The organism is Amnibacterium sp. (assembly GCF_051956055.1).
Classification (GTDB): Bacteria; Actinomycetota; Actinomycetes; order Actinomycetales; family Microbacteriaceae; genus Amnibacterium.
Genome location: NZ_JBQCGC010000037.1, coordinates 1 through 16371, shown reverse-complemented (window position 1 = coordinate 16371; position 16371 = coordinate 1). Strand labels below are relative to the sequence as shown.

Genomic DNA, 16371 nt, shown 5'->3' with positions numbered 1-16371 from the left:
GTCGGGGTGGTCTCGAGGCTCGCTGCGCGGTTCCGGACGCTCCGCGGGCGGAGCCCGCTAACCACCGGTCACCTCGAGGATGCGGCGCCACACCACGTCGCCGTCGGGGTCGAGGCCCTCGCCCTCCGCCTCCGCGCGCGTCGCGAGGACGGCGGCGTAGTTGCGGGGCAGCACCTTGACGAACTCGTCCACGACGGTGTCGAAGTCGTCGAGCATCCTGGCGGCGAGCGCCGAGTCGGTGGTCTCGACGTGGCGCTGCAGGAGGTCGCGGAGGATCTCCGCGTCCGCGCTGTCCATCGGCACCAGGTCGAGCTCGCTCGCGAGCGCCTCGGTGTTCACCCGCTCCGGCGCGAGCGCGTGGACGTAGGCGGTGCCGCCCGACATGCCCGCGCCGAGGTTGCGCCCGGTCGGCCCGAGGATCACCGCGAGGCCGCCCGTCATGTACTCGAGCGCGTGGTCGCCGACGCCCTCGACGACCGCGGTCGCACCGGAGTTCCTGACCAGGAACCGCTCGCCCACGATCCCGGAGATGAACATCGTGCCCTGGGTCGCGCCGTAGCCGATCACGTTCCCGGCGATCACGTTGTCCGCCGCCTCGAACGACGCGTCGGGGTGCGGCCGCAGCACGATCTCGCCGCCCGAGAGCCCCTTGCCCACGTAGTCGTTGCTGTCGCCGATGAGGCGCAGCGTGATGCCCGCGGGCAGGAACGCGCCGAACGACTGCCCGGCGGACCCGGTGAGGGTCACCTCGATCGAGCCGGACGGCAGTCCGTGCTCGCCGTGCCGCTTCGTCAGCTCGTGACCGAGCATGGTGCCGACCGCGCGCTCGGTGTTCCGGATCGGCAGCTCGATGCTCGTCGCGCCGCCGTTCGCGAGGACGTCGGCGGCCCGCTGGATCAGGAGGTTGTCGAAGTGCTCGTCGAGCTCGTGGTCCTGACCGACCCGGCGGGTGCGCGGCTCGTCGTCGGCGAAGGTCGGGCCGACGAGGATCGGTTCGAGATCGAGTCCGTCCGCCTTCCAGTGCTCGATCGCGGCGTTCACGTCGAGCAGCTCCTTGCGCCCGATGATCTCCTCGATGCTGCGGTAGCCGAGCTCGGCGAGCAGCTCCCGCACCTCCTGCGCGATGAACTCGAAGAAGTTCACGACGAACTCCGGCTTCCCGGAGAACCGGGCGCGCAGCTCCGGGTTCTGCGTCGCGACCCCGACCGGGCAGGTGTCGAGATGGCAGACGCGCATCATGACGCAGCCCTCGACGATGAGCGGCGCGGTGGCGAAGCCGAACTCCTCCGCGCCGAGCAGCGCGGCGACGACGACGTCGCGGCCGGTCTTCATCTGCCCGTCCACCTGCACGGTCACCCGGTCCCTGAGGCCGTTCAGCATGAGCGTCTGCTGCGCCTCCGCCAACCCGAGCTCCCAGGGCGTCCCCGCGTGCTTGAGCGAGTTGAGCGGGGAGGCGCCCGTACCGCCGTCGTGCCCGGAGACGAGCACGACGTCGGCCTTCGCCTTCGTCACGCCCGCGGCGACCGCGCCGATCCCGGCCTGGCTGACCAGCTTGACGTGGATCCGCGCAGCGGGGTTCGCCCGCTTCAGGTCGAAGATCAGCTGCTTCAGGTCCTCGATCGAGTAGATGTCGTGGTGCGGCGGCGGTGAGATGAGCCCGACGCCCGCGGTCGAGTGCCGGGTGCGCGCGATCCAGGGGTACATCTTCGCGGGCGGCAGCTGGCCGCCCTCGCCCGGCTTCGCGCCCTGCGCCATCTTGATCTGGATGTCGTCGGCGTGCGTGAGGTACATGCTCGTGACGCCGAACCGGCCGGAGGCGACCTGCTTGATCCGGCTCCGCCGCTCCGGGTCGAGCAGCCGCTCGACGTCCTCGCCGCCCTCGCCCGTGTTCGAACGGCCGCCGAGCCGGTTCATCGCGATCGCGAGCGTCTCGTGCGCCTCCTTCGAGATCGAGCCGTACGACATGGCGCCCGTGTTGAAGCGGGACACGATCGACTCGATCGACTCGACCTCGTCGAGCGGCACCGGGTCGCGGTGCGTGGGCGCGAAGGCGAACATGCCCCGCAGGGTCATCAGGTCCTTCGCCTGGTCGTCGACGAGGTGCGTGTACTCCTTGAACACGTCGTAGCGCCTGGCGCGCGTGGCGTGCTGGAGGCGGAAGACGGTCTCCGGGTTGAACAGGTGCGGCGGGCCGCCGCGGCGCCACTGGTACTCGCCGCCGGTCGCGAGGCCGACGTGGGCGAGGGCGGCGTCCTCCTCCGGGAACGCGGCCTCGTGCCGCGCGGCGCACTCGGCCGCGATCTCGGGCATGCCGATGCCGCCGAGCTTCGTCGTGGTGCCGGTGAAGTACTCCTCCACGAACTCCGCCGAGAGGCCGACCGCCTCGAAGGCCTGCGCGGCGGCGTACGACGACACCGTGGAGATGCCCATCTTCGACATGATCTTCAGCACGCCCTTGCCGAGCGCCTTGATCAGGTTCCTGACCGCCTTCTCGGGCGTGACACCGGTGAGCGCACCGGAGCGGACGAGCTGCTCGACCGTCTCCATCGCGAGGTACGGGTTCACCGCGGAGGCGCCGTAGCCGATGAGCAGCGCGACGTGGTGCACCTCGCGGACGTCGCCGGCCTCGACGATGAGCCCGACCTTCATCCGGTTCTGCTTGCGGATGAGGTGGTGGTGGATCGCGGAGATCATGAGCAGGCTCGGCACGGGCGCGAGCTAGCGGCTCGAGTCCCTGTCGGACAGCACGATGAACTCGGCGCCGCGCTCGATCGCGCGGTCGACCTCGTCGCGCATCGCCGCGATCCGGTCCTCGAGCGCGCGCTCGCCGTCCTCGACGCGGTAGAGGCCGCGCACGACCGTGGTCGTCGCGGAGCCCGGCGCGCCGTCGATGTGCTGGAGCTTCGCCAGCTCGTCGTTGTCGATCACCGGGAAGTCGAGCACGACCTGCCGCGCGTGCTCGGGCGTGGAGGCGAGCAGGTTGCGCTCCGGCCCGAGCCCCAGCCCGAGCGAGGTCACGACCTCCTCGCGGATGGAGTCGAGCGGCGGGTTCGTCACCTGCGCGAACTGCTGCACGAAGTAGTCGAACAGCAGCCGCGGCCGCTTCGACAGGATCGCGATCGGGGTGTCCGACCCCATCGCGCCGAGCGGCTCCGCACCCTTCTCCCCCATCGGAGCGAGCAGGATGCGCACCTCCTCGTCCGTGTAGCCGAACGTGCGCTGGCGGCGCTGCACGGAGGCGGGGGTGTGCACGACGTGCTCGCGCTCCGGCAGATCGGCGAGGCGGATGCGGCCCTGCTCGATGTACTGCGCCCACGGCTTCGACGCCGCCAGCTCGGACTTGATCTCGTCGTCGGAGATGATCCGGCCGGCCTCCGTGTCGACGAGGAACATCTTCCCCGGACGGAGCCGCCCGCGCCTGGCGACCCTGCCCGGGGCGATGTCGAGCACCCCGGTCTCGGAGGCGAGCACGATCAGCCCGTCCGTCGTGACCAGCCAGCGGCCGGGCCGGAGGCCGTTCCGGTCGAGCGTCGCGCCGACGAGCGAGCCGTCGGTGAACACGATCGCGGCGGGGCCGTCCCACGGCTCCATGATCCCCGAGTGGTACTCGTAGAAGGCCCGCAGGTCGGGGTCGAGGTCGGGCTGGTTCTCCCACGCCTCCGGCACCATCATCATCTCCGCGTGCGGGAGGCTGCGGCCGCCGAGGCTGAGCAGCTCGACCACCTCGTCGAAGGAGGCGGAGTCGCTGACGCCCGGCGTGCAGATCGGCAGCAGCGGCTCGATGTCGCCGATGAGCTCGGAGGAGAGCTGGGACTGGCGCGCCCGCATCCAGTTGCGGTTGCCCTGCACCGTGTTGATCTCGCCGTTGTGCGCGATCATCCGGAACGGCTGCGCGAGCGGCCAGGACGGGAACGTGTTCGTCGAGTACCGGGAGTGGACGAGCGCGAGGGTGGAGGCGAACCGCTCGTCGGACAGGTCCGGGTAGAAGGGCTCCAGCTGGAGCGTCGTGACCATGCCCTTGTAGACGATCGTCCGGCTCGACAGCGACGCGAAGTACGCCTGCAGCTCGCGCTCCGCGCGCTTGCGCAGCCGCATCGCCTGCCGGTCGAGGACGATGCCGGCGGGACGCCGCCCGTCGGTGCGGCGGGTGGACGCCACGAACAGCTGCTCGATCACCGGCATCGCGTTCCGCGCGAGCGTGCCGATCGTCTCCGGGCGCGTCGGGACCTGGCGCCAGCCGAGGACCTCGAGCGCCTCCTGACCCGCGATCTCCGCGATCGCGGCCTTCTGCGCGTTCCGCTCGCGCGCGTCCGTGGGCAGGAACGCGAGCCCGACCGCGTACTCCCCCGCCTCCGGCAGCGGGAACGGCGCGACCGCGGCGAGGAACTCGTGGGGGATCTGGGTCACGATCCCCGCGCCGTCCCCGGTGCCGGCGTCGGAGCCGACCGCCCCGCGGTGCTCGAGGTGCCGGAGCGCGTCCAGCGCGTGGTCGATGATGTCGTGGCCAGGGGTGCCGCGGAGCGTCGCGACCATCGCGAGCCCGCACGCGTCCTTCTCGGCGGCGGGGTCGTAGAGACCGGTGGCCGCGGGGACGCTGCTGAACGGCAGCGCGCTACCTGCGGGGGATGCGGTGTCGACCATGACGTCCTCCAGGGGGCCCGGGGATCGGGGGGACAGATGTTCCGTGCGGGACGCCTTCGGCCCTGGTGCGTCGGGGACGGCGGAGCGCGTTCGTCCGCCGCGCCGCCTCACCGCCGCCTCGGGGCTCCGCTTGTGGCGGGCGCCTCGGCCTGATCCGCGTGGGGATCGTCCTCGAAGTCCGCTGCGGTGTAGCGCGATACTACCGGCGCGTCGGGAACCCACTCGCGCCCGGGCCGGTACACGCTCGCCTCGACGCCCGGGTGGCGCCTCCTGGAGACGACGATGATCGCGATGCCGATCAGGACCGCGAGGAACGCCACCCACACGTTCACCCGCAGGCCGAGGACGACGGTGGTCGGATCGATCCGGATGGACTCGAACACGCTGCGGCCCAGGCCGTACCAGATCAGGTACAACCCGAGCGCGCGGCCCCAGCGCAGCGCCGTCCTCCGTTCGACGAGCAGCAGCACGACGGCGCCGGCCACGTCCCAGACCAGCTCGTAGAGGAAGGTCGGGTGGAACAGCGTGCCCGGGGCGAGGCCCGCGGGGAACGACGGGTTGGACGACGGCACCTGCAGACCCCACGGCAGCGTCGTCGGCATGCCGTAGAGCTCGGTGTTGAACCAGTTGCCGATCCGCCCGATCGCCTGCGCGAGCAGCAGGCCGGGCGCGACGGCGTCGGCGAAAGAGAGGAACCGGACGCCGGTCCAGCGGCTCGCGATCCACGCGCCGACCGCGCCGCCGACGATCGCGCCGAAGATCGCGTTGCCGCCGTTCCAGATCGCGATCGCGTTCCCGTAGGTGGCGATGTCGGTGAGCGGGTGGGCCGGTCCGAAGTAGTCGCCGAGGTGCGTGAGCACGTGCCACGCCCGGGCGCCGATGAGGGCGAGCGGGATCGCGACGATCGCGAAGTCGACGACCACGCCGGGCTGCGCACCGCGCTTCGTGAGGCGGCGTGACGTGAGCAGGACCGCCACGATGATGCCCGCCAGGATGCACAGCGCGTAGCTGCGGAACGTGAAGACGCCGATCGAGAACGACGCCCAGGAGGCGGGAGGACTCGGGATGGACGCCGGGATCACGGCCTCGAAGATACCGGGCGGCCGGGGTCCGCCGACGGCTACCGGCGCGCGGTGCCCTCGGCGAGGCCGTCCGCCGCGTCGGCGAGGGCGCCGAGACCGCGACCGAGCGCCGTGACGAGGTGGCTGCCGACGATCGCGCCGTCGGCGTAGGTGAGCACGTCCGCGACCTGCTCACCCGTCGAGATGCCGATCCCGACCGCGAGCGGGCGCTCGGTCCGCGGCCGCAGCCGGCCGACGAGCGTGCGAGCCGCGGAGTCGACGTCCGACCGCGCACCCGTGATGCCCATCGTCGAGACGACGTAGGTGAAGCCCCGCGACGCCGCCGTCGCGCTGCGCAGTCGGGCGTCGGTGGAGGTGGGCGCGGCGAGGAACACGCGGTCGAGCCCGTGCGCATCGCTGGCCGCGATCCACTCCCCCGCCTCGTCCGGCACCAGGTCCGGTGTGATCAGGCCGGCGCCGCCCGCGTCGGCGAGGTCGCCGGCGAACCGGTCGACCCCGTACGCCAGCACCGGGTTGTAGTAGGTCATGCACAGCACGACGGCGTCCGAGGCAGCGCTGATCTCGCGCACCGCCTCGAAGGCGTGCCGCAGCTTGAAGCCGTTCTCGAGCGCCTGCGTCGTGGCGGCCTGGATCGTCGGGCCGTCGATCACCGGGTCGGAGTACGGCAGGCCGAGCTCGAGCATGTCGACGCCGTGCCGGGTGAGCGTGATCGCGGCCTCGATGCTCGTCGCGAGGTCCGGGTAGCCGATCGGGAGATAGCCGACGAGCGCGCCCGCACGCGACGCCTTCGCCGAGCGGATCCTCGCCTCGGCGCGCGACGCGGGCCGCGTCGAGGCGCTCACTCCTGCACCGCGCCGCGGTCGACGAGGTCGAACCAGCGGGCCACGGTCGTCGTGTCCTTGTCGCCGCGGCCCGCGAGGTTGACGAGGATCGTCCCCTCCGGGCCGAGCTCGGCGCCGAGCTCGAGGACCCCGGCGAGGGCGTGCGCGGACTCGATGGCCGGGATGATCCCCTCCGTCCGGCTCAGGAGGCGCAGGGCGTCCATCGCGGCGGCGTCGGTCACCGAGCGGTAGGTGGCCCGGCCGATGTCCGCGAGGTAGGCGTGCTCCGGGCCGACGCCCGGGTAGTCGAGGCCGGCTGAGACCGAGTGCGACTCGAGGGTCTGCCCGTCCTCGTCCTGGAGCACGTAGGTGCGCGCGCCGTGCAGCACGCCGGGCCGGCCCACCCCGATCGTGGCGGCGGTGCGCGGGGTGTCCGCGCCGTCGCCGCCCGCCTCGAACCCGTAGAGCGCGACGTCCGGGTCGTCGAGGAACGCGGTGAAGATGCCGATCGCGTTCGAACCGCCGCCCACGCAGGCCGCGACCGCGTCCGGCAGCGCGCCCGTGCGCTCGAGCAGCTGCGCGCGGGCCTCGTCGCCGATGATCCGCTGCAGGTCGCGCACCATCGCGGGGAACGGGTGCGGGCCCGCCGCGGTGCCGAAGATGTAGGTCGTGGTGGCGACGTTCGTCACCCAGTCGCGCATCGCCTCGTTGATCGCGTCCTTCAGGGTGCGGGACCCGGCCGTGACCGGCACGACCTCCGCGCCGAGCAGGCGCATCCGCGCGACGTTGAGCGCCTGCCGCTCGGTGTCGACCTCGCCCATGTAGACGGTGCAGTCGAGCCCGAACAGCGCCGCCGCGGTCGCCGTGGCGACACCGTGCTGGCCTGCGCCGGTCTCGGCGATCACCCGCTTCTTGCCGATCTTCCGGGTGAGCAGCGCCTGGCCGAGCACGTTGTTGATCTTGTGCGAGCCCGTGTGGTTCAGGTCCTCGCGCTTCAGGAACACCCTGGCGCCGCCCGCGTGCGCGGCGAAGCGGGGCACCTCCGTCAAGGGAGAGGGTCGGCCGGTGTAGTCGCGGTGCAGGTCGGCGAGCTCGCGGCGGAACCCCGGGTCGACCCGGAGCTCCTCCCACGCCGTCGCCAGCTCGTCGAGCGCGGCGACGAGCGGCTCGGGCACCCAGCGGCCGCCGTAGGCGCCGAAGTACGGGCCCTGCCCCGACGGGCTGAGCGGAGCAGCGAGATCGGTCACGCGCCGGCCCTCCTGAAGGATTCGATCAGCACGGCAGGGTCGCCGGTGACGAGCGCCTCCCCCACCAGCACCACGTCGGCACCGGCCGCGCGGTACGCGGCGACGTCGTCCGCCGTCCGCACGGCGGACTCGGCCACCTTGACCACGCCGTCGGGGATGCGGTCCGCGACCCGGCCGAACAGCCCGCGGTCGAGCTCGAAGGTGTCGAGGTCCCTGGCGTTCACGCCGAGCAGCGCGGCTCCGGCCGCGAGCGCGCGATCCACCTCACCCTCGTCGTGCGTCTCCACCAGCGCCGTCATGCGGAGGTCGTGGACCAGCGCGAGCAGGGGGCGCAGCTCCTCGTCGGAGAGCGCCGCGACGATGAGCAGCACGAGGTCGGCGCCCGCGGCGCGCGCCTCGAGCACCTGGTACGGGGTGGAGACGAAGTCCTTGCGCAGCACGGGCACGTCGACGGCCGCCCGGACGGCCTCGAGGTCGGCGAGCGACCCCGCGAACCGGCGCTGCTCGGTGAGCACGCTGATGGCGCTCGCCCCCGAGTCGGCGTACGTGCGCGCGAGCGCCGCGGGATCCGCGATGGGGGCGATCGCTCCCCGGGACGGGCTCGCGCGCTTCACCTCCGCGATCACCTTCACGACCGCCGGGTCCGGCGCGAGCGCGGCGATCGCGTCGATCGGGGGCGGGGCGCTCAGCGCGGCGCGCTCGACCGCGAGGAGCGGACGATCGGCCTCCCGTGCGCGCGCGTCCTCCGCGGACCCCGCAGTGAGGTCCGCGAGCAGGCCCCGGAGGGTGGCTGCGCTGCTCAGTGCGAGCCTCCGGCGCGGTGTCCGCCGACCCCGAGGCCCGCGGCCTTCATCACGCCGCCCACGATCAGGCCGACCGGCACGATCGCGGCGCCGAGCCAGACGAGCGGGATCACGTTCAGGAACAGCGCCGCGGTCGCGATCGCGATCCCGATCAGCATGATGACCACGGCCGTCCAGGCCGCCGGGGAGGAGCCGTGGCCGGGCTCGTCGGTGGTGTTCGCCATGCTCGGATCCTACCGGTCCGGCCCGTCCGGCCCCTCGCCGGCCCCCGTCGGATCGGTGCCGCGGGACAACGCGTCCCACTCCGAGATCGGGTCCGTGGCCACGACGCCGTCCGCGCGGAAGCGCCTGCCGCCCGTCGTCCACCGCCGCCCGCGGATCACGACGACGAGCCCGAGCACCAGGGCGAGCACGCCGGCGATCACGGCGACGAGCGGCCAGGCCGTGCCGTGCCTCGCGACCACGAACGGGTCGACCTGGCTCACGCCGGTCGCGGTGACGATCGCGCCCTTCGTGCCTGCGGCGTCGTCGACGACGCTCGGGAACGAGACGGCGAGCACAGCGGCCGCGAGGAGCACGAGCACGACGCCGAGCACGACCCTGGCGACCCGGCCCGCGATGGTCAGCGCGATGCCGAGCGCGAGCGCGACGATCCCGAGCGGGGCGAGGGCGGGCGCCGCCGCCTGACCGGCCACGACGACGGGCGCGCGCACGCCGGTGACGGTCGCCGTCGCGAAGGTCTGGGTCGACGCGAGCACCGCGAGTGCGCCGGCGAGCAGCACCCCGAGCACGACGACGAGCCGTTCGCGTGCCGCCGTCATGCGGAGCCGACCTGCCGCATGGCGCTCGCGACCGCGACCGCCTTCAGCGGTGCGGTCGCCTTGTTCCAGCTCTCCGCCCACTCGAGCTCCGGCACCGAGTCGGCGACGAGGCCGCCGCCCGCCTGCACCCGCGCGACCCCGTCCGCGATCACGGCCGTGCGGATCGCGATCGCGAGGTCGAGAGCGCCGGCGAAGTCGAAGTAGCCGACCACGCCGCCGTACACGCCGCGGCGGGCGGGCTCGAGCGCGTCGATGATCTCGAGCGCCCGCGGCTTCGGCGCCCCGGAGAGCGTGCCGGCGGGGAACGTCGCGCGCAGCACGTCGACGGGGCCGACGCCGGGACCGGCCTCCCCCTCGACGCTGGAGGTGATGTGCATGATGTGGCTGAACCGCTCGATCCGCATGAACTCGGTCACCTCGACGGTGCCGGGCACGCACACCTTCGCGAGGTCGTTCCGCGCGAGGTCGACGAGCATGAGGTGCTCCGCGCGTTCCTTCTCGTCGACGCCGAGCTCCGCGGCGAACGCCTCGTCCGCCTCCGGCGTCGCCCCGCGGGGTCGCGACCCGGCGATCGGGTGGCTGTAGACGCGGCCGCCCTCGACCTTGACGAGCGCCTCCGGCGACGAGCCGACCACCGCGACGGGTGCGCCGTCCGGCCGCTCGTGCGCGATCAGGTACATGTACGGCGACGGGTTCAGCTGCCGCAGCACGCGGTACACGTCGAGTGGGCTGGCCGTGGTCGGCAGGTCGAACCGCTGCGCGATCACGACCTGGAACACGTCGCCGTCCCGGATGTGCGCCTTCGAGCGCTCGACGGCGGCGAGGTAGTCGTCGCGCGTCGTGCGGGCGGAGGGCTCCGGGGCGATCCCGAAGTCCACCTCGGCCAGCGACGCCTCGGTAGGCGTGCCGAGCCGACGCTCGAGCGCGTCGAGCCGGCGCTGGGCGTCGGCCCAGGCCTCGTCGGGCGACTGCGGCGCGGCGTCGTCGTTCAGGACCGTGACGATGAGCGACACGGTGCCTTCGAGGTGGTCGAACGCGACGACCTCCGACGCGAACACCATCCCGAGCTCCGGCACCGCGTAGTCCGCGGGCGGCGCGTCGGGCAGGTGCTCGAGCAGGCGGACGGCGTCCCAGCCGATGTAGCCGACGAGGCCGCCCGTGAGCGGCGGCAGCCCCGGCACACGGGGCGACGCCCAGTGCGAGTGGAGGTCGTCGAGCGCCTCGAGGTAGTCGCCCGTGATGCCGCCGCTGCCGAACGCGCGGGAGGCGGGCAGGCCCCAGTCCTGCCAGACCGGGTGGCCCTTCTGCTCGGTGAGCGCGCCGAACGCGGCGACGCCGACGAAGGAGTACCGCGACCAGATGCCGCCCTGCTCCGCGGACTCGAGCAGGAAGGAGCCGGGCCGCATCCGGCCGCCCGCGCGCATCGCGAGCTTCCGGAAGATCCCGAGCGGGGTCTCGCTGTCGGCGAAGAGCACGCGCGCGACGGGCACGACGCGACGGCCGGCCAGCAGCGACGCGAAGCCCTGCCTCGTGGTGGTGCCCGGCATGCCGGTCATGCGTGCGCTCCCGTCTCGGCGTGCACCGGGTGGGTGTCGAAGCAGGCGTGCGCGCCCGTGTGGCACGCGGGACCGACCTGCTCGACGGTCAGGAGGAGGGCGTCGGCGTCGCAGTCGAGCGCCGCACCGCGGACGAACTGGACGTGCCCCGACGTGTCGCCCTTGCGCCAGTACTCGCCTCGCGATCGGGACCAGAACACCGCCCGGCCCTCGGTGAGCGTCCTGCGCAGCGCCTCGCGGTCCATGTACCCGACCATGAGGACCTGCCGGGTCGTCTCCTCCTGCACCACCGCGGTCAGCAGCCCGTCCGGGCCGAAACGGGCGAGCGCGAGCGCCTCCTCCGGGTCGAGCACCGCCGTCATCGCACCCGCTCCGTCCTGACGACGACCCCCGCGTCCGCGAGCGCCGCCTTCACCTCGCCGATCGTGAGCTCGCCGCGATGGAACACGCTCGCGGCGAGCACCGCGTCCGCCCCGGCCGCCACGGCGGGCGCGAAGTGCTCGAGGCCGCCAGCGCCTCCTGAGGCGATCAGCGGCACCGTGCTGACCGCCCGCACCGCCTGGATGAGCCGCAGGTCGTAGCCGGCCTTCGTGCCGTCGGCGTCGATGGAGTTGAGCAGCAGCTCCCCCGCGCCGAGCGCGATGGCCCGCTCGGTCCACTCGAGCGCGTCGATGCCGGTGTTCGTCCGACCGCCGTGCGTCGTGACCGACCAGCCGGACGGGCTGCGCGGATCGTGCAGGACGTCGAGGCTGAGCACGCACACCTGGGCGCCGAAGCGGTCCGCGATCTCGGCGATCAGCTCCGGGCGGGCGATCGCCGCCGAGTTCACGCCGATCTTGTCCGCACCGGCGCGGAGGAGGGCGTCGACGTCGGCGACGCTGCGGACCCCGCCGCCGACCGTGAGCGGGACGAACACCTGCTCCGCCGTGCGGCGGACCGTGTCGAGGAGCGTGCCGCGCGCCTCCACGGTCGCCGTGACGTCGAGGAAGGTGATCTCGTCCGCGCCCTCCGCCGCGTAGCGGGCCGCGAGCTCGACGGGGTCGCCCGCGTCCGTGAGGCCCTGGAAGCGCACCCCCTTGACGACCCGGCCCGCGGCGACGTCGAGGCACGGGATGACGCGGGTCGCCAGCACCATCAGAGCCTCGCGGCGTGGATCGGGGTCACGAAGATGGCCCGCGCCCCGAGGGCGTAGAGGCGGTCCATGATCAGGTTCATCTCGGTCCGCCGCACGAGCACGCGCACGGCCGCCCACTGGGGGTCGTGGAGGGAGGTGACCGTCGGCGACTCGTACCCGGGCGCGACCGCTGCGGCCTCGTCCAGGAGGTGCCGCGGGATGTCGTAGTCGACCATGACCCACCTGCGGGCGACGAGCACGCCGTTCAGGCGGCGCTCGAGCACCTCCATGCCGTCCGCCCGCGCGGCACCGGAGATGAGGACCGCGGTCGACTCGAGGATCACGGGTCCGAAGATCTCGAGCCCCTGCGCGCGGAGCGTGGTGCCGGTCTCGACCACGTCGGCGACCGCGTCCGCGACGCCGAGCCGCACCGCGGTCTCCACGGCGCCGTCGAGGTGCACGAGGTCGGCCTCCACGCCCTCCCGCTCCAGGAACGCGCCGACGAGCCCGGTGTAGCTGGTCGCGACGCGCAGCCCCCTGAGGTCATCGAGGCCGGTGAAGCGGCCGGCGGGTCCCGCGAACCGGAACGTCGACGACGCGAAGTCGAGCGCGGCCACCTCGACCGCGGGCGAACCGGAGTCGAGCAGCAGGTCGCGGCCCGTGATGCCGACGTCGAGGGCGCCGGAGCCCACGTACGTCGCGATGTCGCGCGGCCGGAGGTAGAAGAACTCCGCGTCGTTGCGCGGGTCGGAGACGGTGAGCTCCTTGGGGTCGCGGCGGAGCCGGTAGCCGGCCTCGCCGAGCATCTGCGCGGCGGTGTCGGCGAGCGCGCCCTTGTTGGGCACGGCGATCCTCAGCATGGGGTGGTCTTCCTGGTCGGAGGCGGGCACGGACGTCTCGTCAGAGATGTCGCCACACGTCCTCGAGCGTCAGGCCCTTCGCGAGCAGGAGCACCTGCAGGTGGTACAGCAGCTGCGACGCCTCCTCCGCCAGCCGGTCGTCGCTCTCGAACTCGGCGGCCATCCAGACCTCGGCCGCCTCCTCCACGATCTTCTTGCCGATGCCGTGGACACCGGAGTCGAGCTCCGCGACCGTGCGGGAGCCGGCCGGACGGGAGGCCGCCTTCGCCGACAGCTCGGCGAACAGCCCCTCGAACGTCTTCACCCGTTCAGGCTATCGGGGTCGAGTGAGTCGGCTGGTCGTCCGCGGATCCGGAGAAATCCGCCGACACGCCGGCGGATCCGGTCCGGAGGCGGGGTGTCGCGCAGGATCTCCGGATCCGCGAGCCTCGGGTCAGGCCTGGGCGAGGGCGCGGAGGCGCTGCACCGCCGCGTCGGGGTCGTCGGCGCCGAACACGGCGCTGCCGGCGACGAAGGTGTCGGCGCCGGCCGCGGCCGCGGTCCCGATCGTGTCCGCGGCGATGCCGCCGTCGACCTGCAGCCACACGTCCCGGTCGCCGATCGCGGCGCGCACCTCCCGCACCTTGTCCATCAGCTCGGATCGGAACGACTGGCCGCCGAAGCCGGGCTCGACCGTCATCACGAGCACCTGATCGAACTCGCCGAGCGACGCCAGGTACGGGCCGGCGTCCGTCGCCGGCTTCAGCGCGATGCCGGCCCTGGCGCCCGCCCTCCTGATGGCCCGCGCGGTCGCGACCGGATCCTGCGCGGCCTCCGCGTGGAAGGTGACGGTGTGAGCGCCGGCCTCCGCGTATCCGGGAGCCCATCGGTCGGGATCGTCGATCATGAGGTGCACGTCGAGCGGCAGCGCGCTCACCTGCGCGAGCCGCTGCACCATCGGCAGCCCGAACGTGAGGTTCGGCACGAAGTGGTTGTCCATCACGTCGCAGTGCACGAGGTCCGCGGAGGGGATGCGCTCGATCTCGCGCGCGAAGGACGCGAAGTCGGCGGACAGGATGCTCGGCTCGATGCGGACGACCACTGGAGGACCCTACGGGACGCTCCGAGCGCGCGGCTCGGACGGCCATACGCTGAACCGACCGGAGGCACGGATGGCGGGCAGGAGCATCGAGCGGGGCGGCCCGCACGCGTGGGCGGACGCCGTCCGCGCCGTGCAGCGGGGCGCGGACGCGGACGCGACCGCCGACCGCCTGCTCGGGCTGCTGCGCGACCGCGAGCTGCTCGGGCTGCTCGACGGGGACGCGCCCGGCTGGATGCTCCCGCTCATCCCCCTCCTGCAGCCCCGGCGACCGTTCACGGCGGGCGCGATCCCGCGGCTCGGGATCCCTGGGGTCCGCTTCACCGACGGCGCGCGGGGGGTCGTGCTCGGCCGCGCCACCGCGTTCCCGGTCGCCATCGCGCGCGCGGCGGCCTGGGATCCCGAGCTGGAGGAGCGGGTCGGCGTCGCGATCGGGCTGGAGGCGCGGGCGAGCGGCGCCAACTACGCCGCCTCCGTGTGCGTGAACCTGCTGCGGCACCCCGCATGGGGCCGGGCGCAGGAGTGCTACGGCGAGGATCCGCTGCTCACCGGCGTGCTCGGGTCCGCGACGACGCGCGGACTCCGGCGGAACGTCATGGCGTGCGTGAAGCACTTCGCCCTGAACTCGATGGAGGACGCGCGCTTCGAGGTCGACGTCGACGTCGACGAGCACGCGCTCCACGAGGTGTACCTGCCGCAGTTCCGCGCGACGATCGACGCGGGGGCGGACTCGATCATGACGGCCTACAACCGGATCCGCGGGGAGTACGCCGACGTGAACCGGCCGCTGCTCACCGGTGTGCTGCGGGAGGAGTGGGGGTTCCGCGGCTTCACGACGAGCGACTGGGTGTTCGGCACCCACGCCGCGGTCGACAGCCTCGCCGCGGGCCTCGACGTGGAGATGCCGCTCCGGCTCATCCGGGCCCGCCGGCTGCCGCGCGCGGCGCGGTCGGGCCGGCTGCCGCGCGCGCTGGCGGAGGAGGCCGGGCGCCGCATCCTCCGCACCTGCCTGCTCCATGCCGCGCAGCGCGACCGGGCCGAGCCGGCACGGACGGTCATCGCCTCGCCCGAGCACCGCGCGCTCGCCAAGGAGGCGGCCGTCGCCGCGGCCGTGCTGCTGCGCAACGAGCGGATCGACGGGCGCCCGCTGCTGCCGCTCCCGCCCGACATCGGCTCCGTGGCCGTGATCGGCGCCGCGGCGGCTCGCCCGAACCTGGGCGACCACGGCTCGTCGCGAGTGCGGCCCCCGACGGCGGACACGCCGCTCGACGCCCTCCGCGCCGCGCTCCCGGCCGCCGATGTGTGCTGGGACGCGGGCCGGGACGAGCGGACGGCGACCGCGCTCGCGCGGGACGCGGACGCGGCGGTGGTCGTCGTCGGCTACGACCAGCACGACGAGGGCGAATCCGTCGTCACCGGCCGGGTCGACGTCGGGGTGCTCGGCTCGGTGTTCCGACGCGGGCCCCTGCGGCCGGTCGTCGTGGGGCTCGCGCACCTCGCGGCCCGGTTCGTGCGCGGCGGCGACCGGGAGCGGCTCACCCTCCGCCCGCACGACGAGTCGCTCATCCAGGCCGTGGCAGCGGCCAATCCGCGCACCGTCGTGGTGCTGATCGGCGGCAGCGCGATCCTGACCGAGTCGTGGCGCGACCGCGTGCCCGCGGTCCTCCTCGCCTGGTACGGCGGCATGGCCGGCGGCGCCGCGATCGCGGACGTGCTCACCGGCGCGGCCGAGCCGGGCGGCCGCCTGCCGTTCGCGATCCCCACCGACGCCGCGCACCTGCCGCCGTTCCGCCGGCTGGCGCGCCGGGTCGTCTACGACGACCGCTGGGGCCAGCGCCGGCTCGACGCGGACGGCCACCCGGCCGCCCACCCGTTCGGCTGGGGACTCGGCTACACCGACTTCGCGCTGACCTGGGAGGGGCACCGCTTCGACGACGGCGGCGGCGAGGCGCAGGTCCGCGTCGAGAACGTCGGGGCCCGGGCCGGGACGACGGTCATGCAGCTCTACGGCGCCGACGTGTCGCGCGACCGGCCCGTGGCGCAGCTGCTCGGCTTCGCGAAGGTCCGCCTCGACGCCGGCGCATCCTCGACGGTGCGGGTCGCCATCGACGCCCGGCCGACCCTCGAGCGGGACCCGGAGACGCGGACGTGGGGGCCGCGGAGCGGCGACTGGCGGGTGCTCGCAGCGCAGCACGCGCCGTCGGACTGGAGCGCGGCCGTCCCCCTCCGCTGAGCGTTCGCGGATCCGCAGAAACCGGCCGACACCCCGCGATACCCCCTCCAGGGTCAGCCGGTCGCCGAGGAACTGCGGATACGCCAGACCCGGGTCAGACCCGGCGCCCCCGGTC

General features: G+C 73.6%; 13 protein-coding genes and 1 pseudogene. 1 reads left to right on the top strand and 13 read right to left on the bottom strand.

The features are described 5' to 3' along the window. Positions 1-57: 57 nt before the first annotated feature. The 13 genes and pseudogenes from gltB to rpe form a co-directional block, all read right to left on the bottom strand. Positions 58-4641: pseudogene (gene gltB / locus ACTHLI_RS05460) on the bottom strand (glutamate synthase large subunit). 107 nt (positions 4642-4748) lie between these two features. Then, the gene (gene lgt / locus ACTHLI_RS05455; RefSeq protein ID WP_440182055.1) at positions 4749-5723 is read right to left on the bottom strand and encodes a prolipoprotein diacylglyceryl transferase; all 975 of its coding nucleotides are present in this window, start codon (positions 5721-5723) and stop codon (positions 4749-4751) included. A 38-nt stretch (positions 5724-5761) separates the two neighbouring features. After that, positions 5762-6565: a tryptophan synthase subunit alpha gene (gene trpA / locus ACTHLI_RS05450; RefSeq protein WP_440182054.1), complete on the bottom strand. Its 804-nt coding sequence runs from the start codon at positions 6563-6565 to the stop codon at positions 5762-5764. Further along, the gene (trpB, locus tag ACTHLI_RS05445; protein ID WP_440182052.1) at positions 6562-7791 is read right to left on the bottom strand and encodes a tryptophan synthase subunit beta; all 1230 of its coding nucleotides are present in this window, start codon (positions 7789-7791) and stop codon (positions 6562-6564) included. The genes trpA and trpB overlap by 4 nt, the downstream gene beginning before the upstream one ends. Next, complete coding sequence (gene trpC / locus ACTHLI_RS05440; RefSeq protein WP_440182220.1) at positions 7788-8567, bottom strand: indole-3-glycerol phosphate synthase TrpC; 780 nt, start codon at positions 8565-8567, stop codon at positions 7788-7790. The genes trpB and trpC overlap by 4 nt, the downstream gene beginning before the upstream one ends. 23 nt (positions 8568-8590) lie before the next feature. Then, positions 8591-8818: an HGxxPAAW family protein gene (locus ACTHLI_RS05435; protein WP_440182219.1), complete on the bottom strand. Its 228-nt coding sequence runs from the start codon at positions 8816-8818 to the stop codon at positions 8591-8593. Between the two features lie 9 nt (positions 8819-8827). Further along, a complete protein-coding gene (locus ACTHLI_RS05430) occupies positions 8828-9415 on the bottom strand; it encodes a Trp biosynthesis-associated membrane protein (protein ID WP_440182051.1) in 588 nt (195 codons plus the stop codon). After that, positions 9412-10962, bottom strand: a complete 1551-nt coding sequence (locus ACTHLI_RS05425) for an anthranilate synthase component I (protein WP_440182218.1) — start codon at positions 10960-10962, stop codon at positions 9412-9414. Before ACTHLI_RS05425 ends, ACTHLI_RS05430 begins: the two co-directional genes overlap by 4 nt. Before the next feature lie 5 nt (positions 10963-10967). Further along, positions 10968-11333 carry a phosphoribosyl-AMP cyclohydrolase gene (gene hisI / locus ACTHLI_RS05420; protein ID WP_440182050.1) on the bottom strand — a complete coding sequence of 122 codons (366 nt, stop codon included), beginning with the start codon at positions 11331-11333 and terminating at the stop codon, positions 10968-10970. Then, positions 11330-12106: an imidazole glycerol phosphate synthase subunit HisF gene (gene hisF / locus ACTHLI_RS05415; protein ID WP_440182049.1), complete on the bottom strand. Its 777-nt coding sequence runs from the start codon at positions 12104-12106 to the stop codon at positions 11330-11332. Before hisF ends, hisI begins: the two co-directional genes overlap by 4 nt. Continuing rightward, positions 12106-12945, bottom strand: a complete 840-nt coding sequence (hisG, locus tag ACTHLI_RS05410; protein WP_440182048.1) for an ATP phosphoribosyltransferase — start codon at positions 12943-12945, stop codon at positions 12106-12108. Before hisG ends, hisF begins: the two co-directional genes overlap by 1 nt. A gap of 40 nt (positions 12946-12985) precedes the next feature. After that, on the bottom strand, positions 12986-13249 hold the full coding sequence (locus ACTHLI_RS05405) for a phosphoribosyl-ATP diphosphatase (RefSeq protein WP_440182047.1): 264 nt from the start codon (positions 13247-13249) through the stop codon (positions 12986-12988). Positions 13250-13378: 129 nt separating this feature from the next. After that, a complete protein-coding gene (gene rpe / locus ACTHLI_RS05400) occupies positions 13379-14026 on the bottom strand; it encodes a ribulose-phosphate 3-epimerase (protein WP_440182045.1) in 648 nt (215 codons plus the stop codon). A gap of 70 nt (positions 14027-14096) precedes the next feature. On the opposite strand from rpe, the gene ACTHLI_RS05395 reads away from it, so the two are divergent. Then, the gene (locus tag ACTHLI_RS05395; protein ID WP_440182043.1) at positions 14097-16256 is read left to right on the top strand and encodes a beta-glucosidase family protein; all 2160 of its coding nucleotides are present in this window, start codon (positions 14097-14099) and stop codon (positions 16254-16256) included. The last annotated feature ends 115 nt before the right edge of the window (positions 16257-16371 follow it).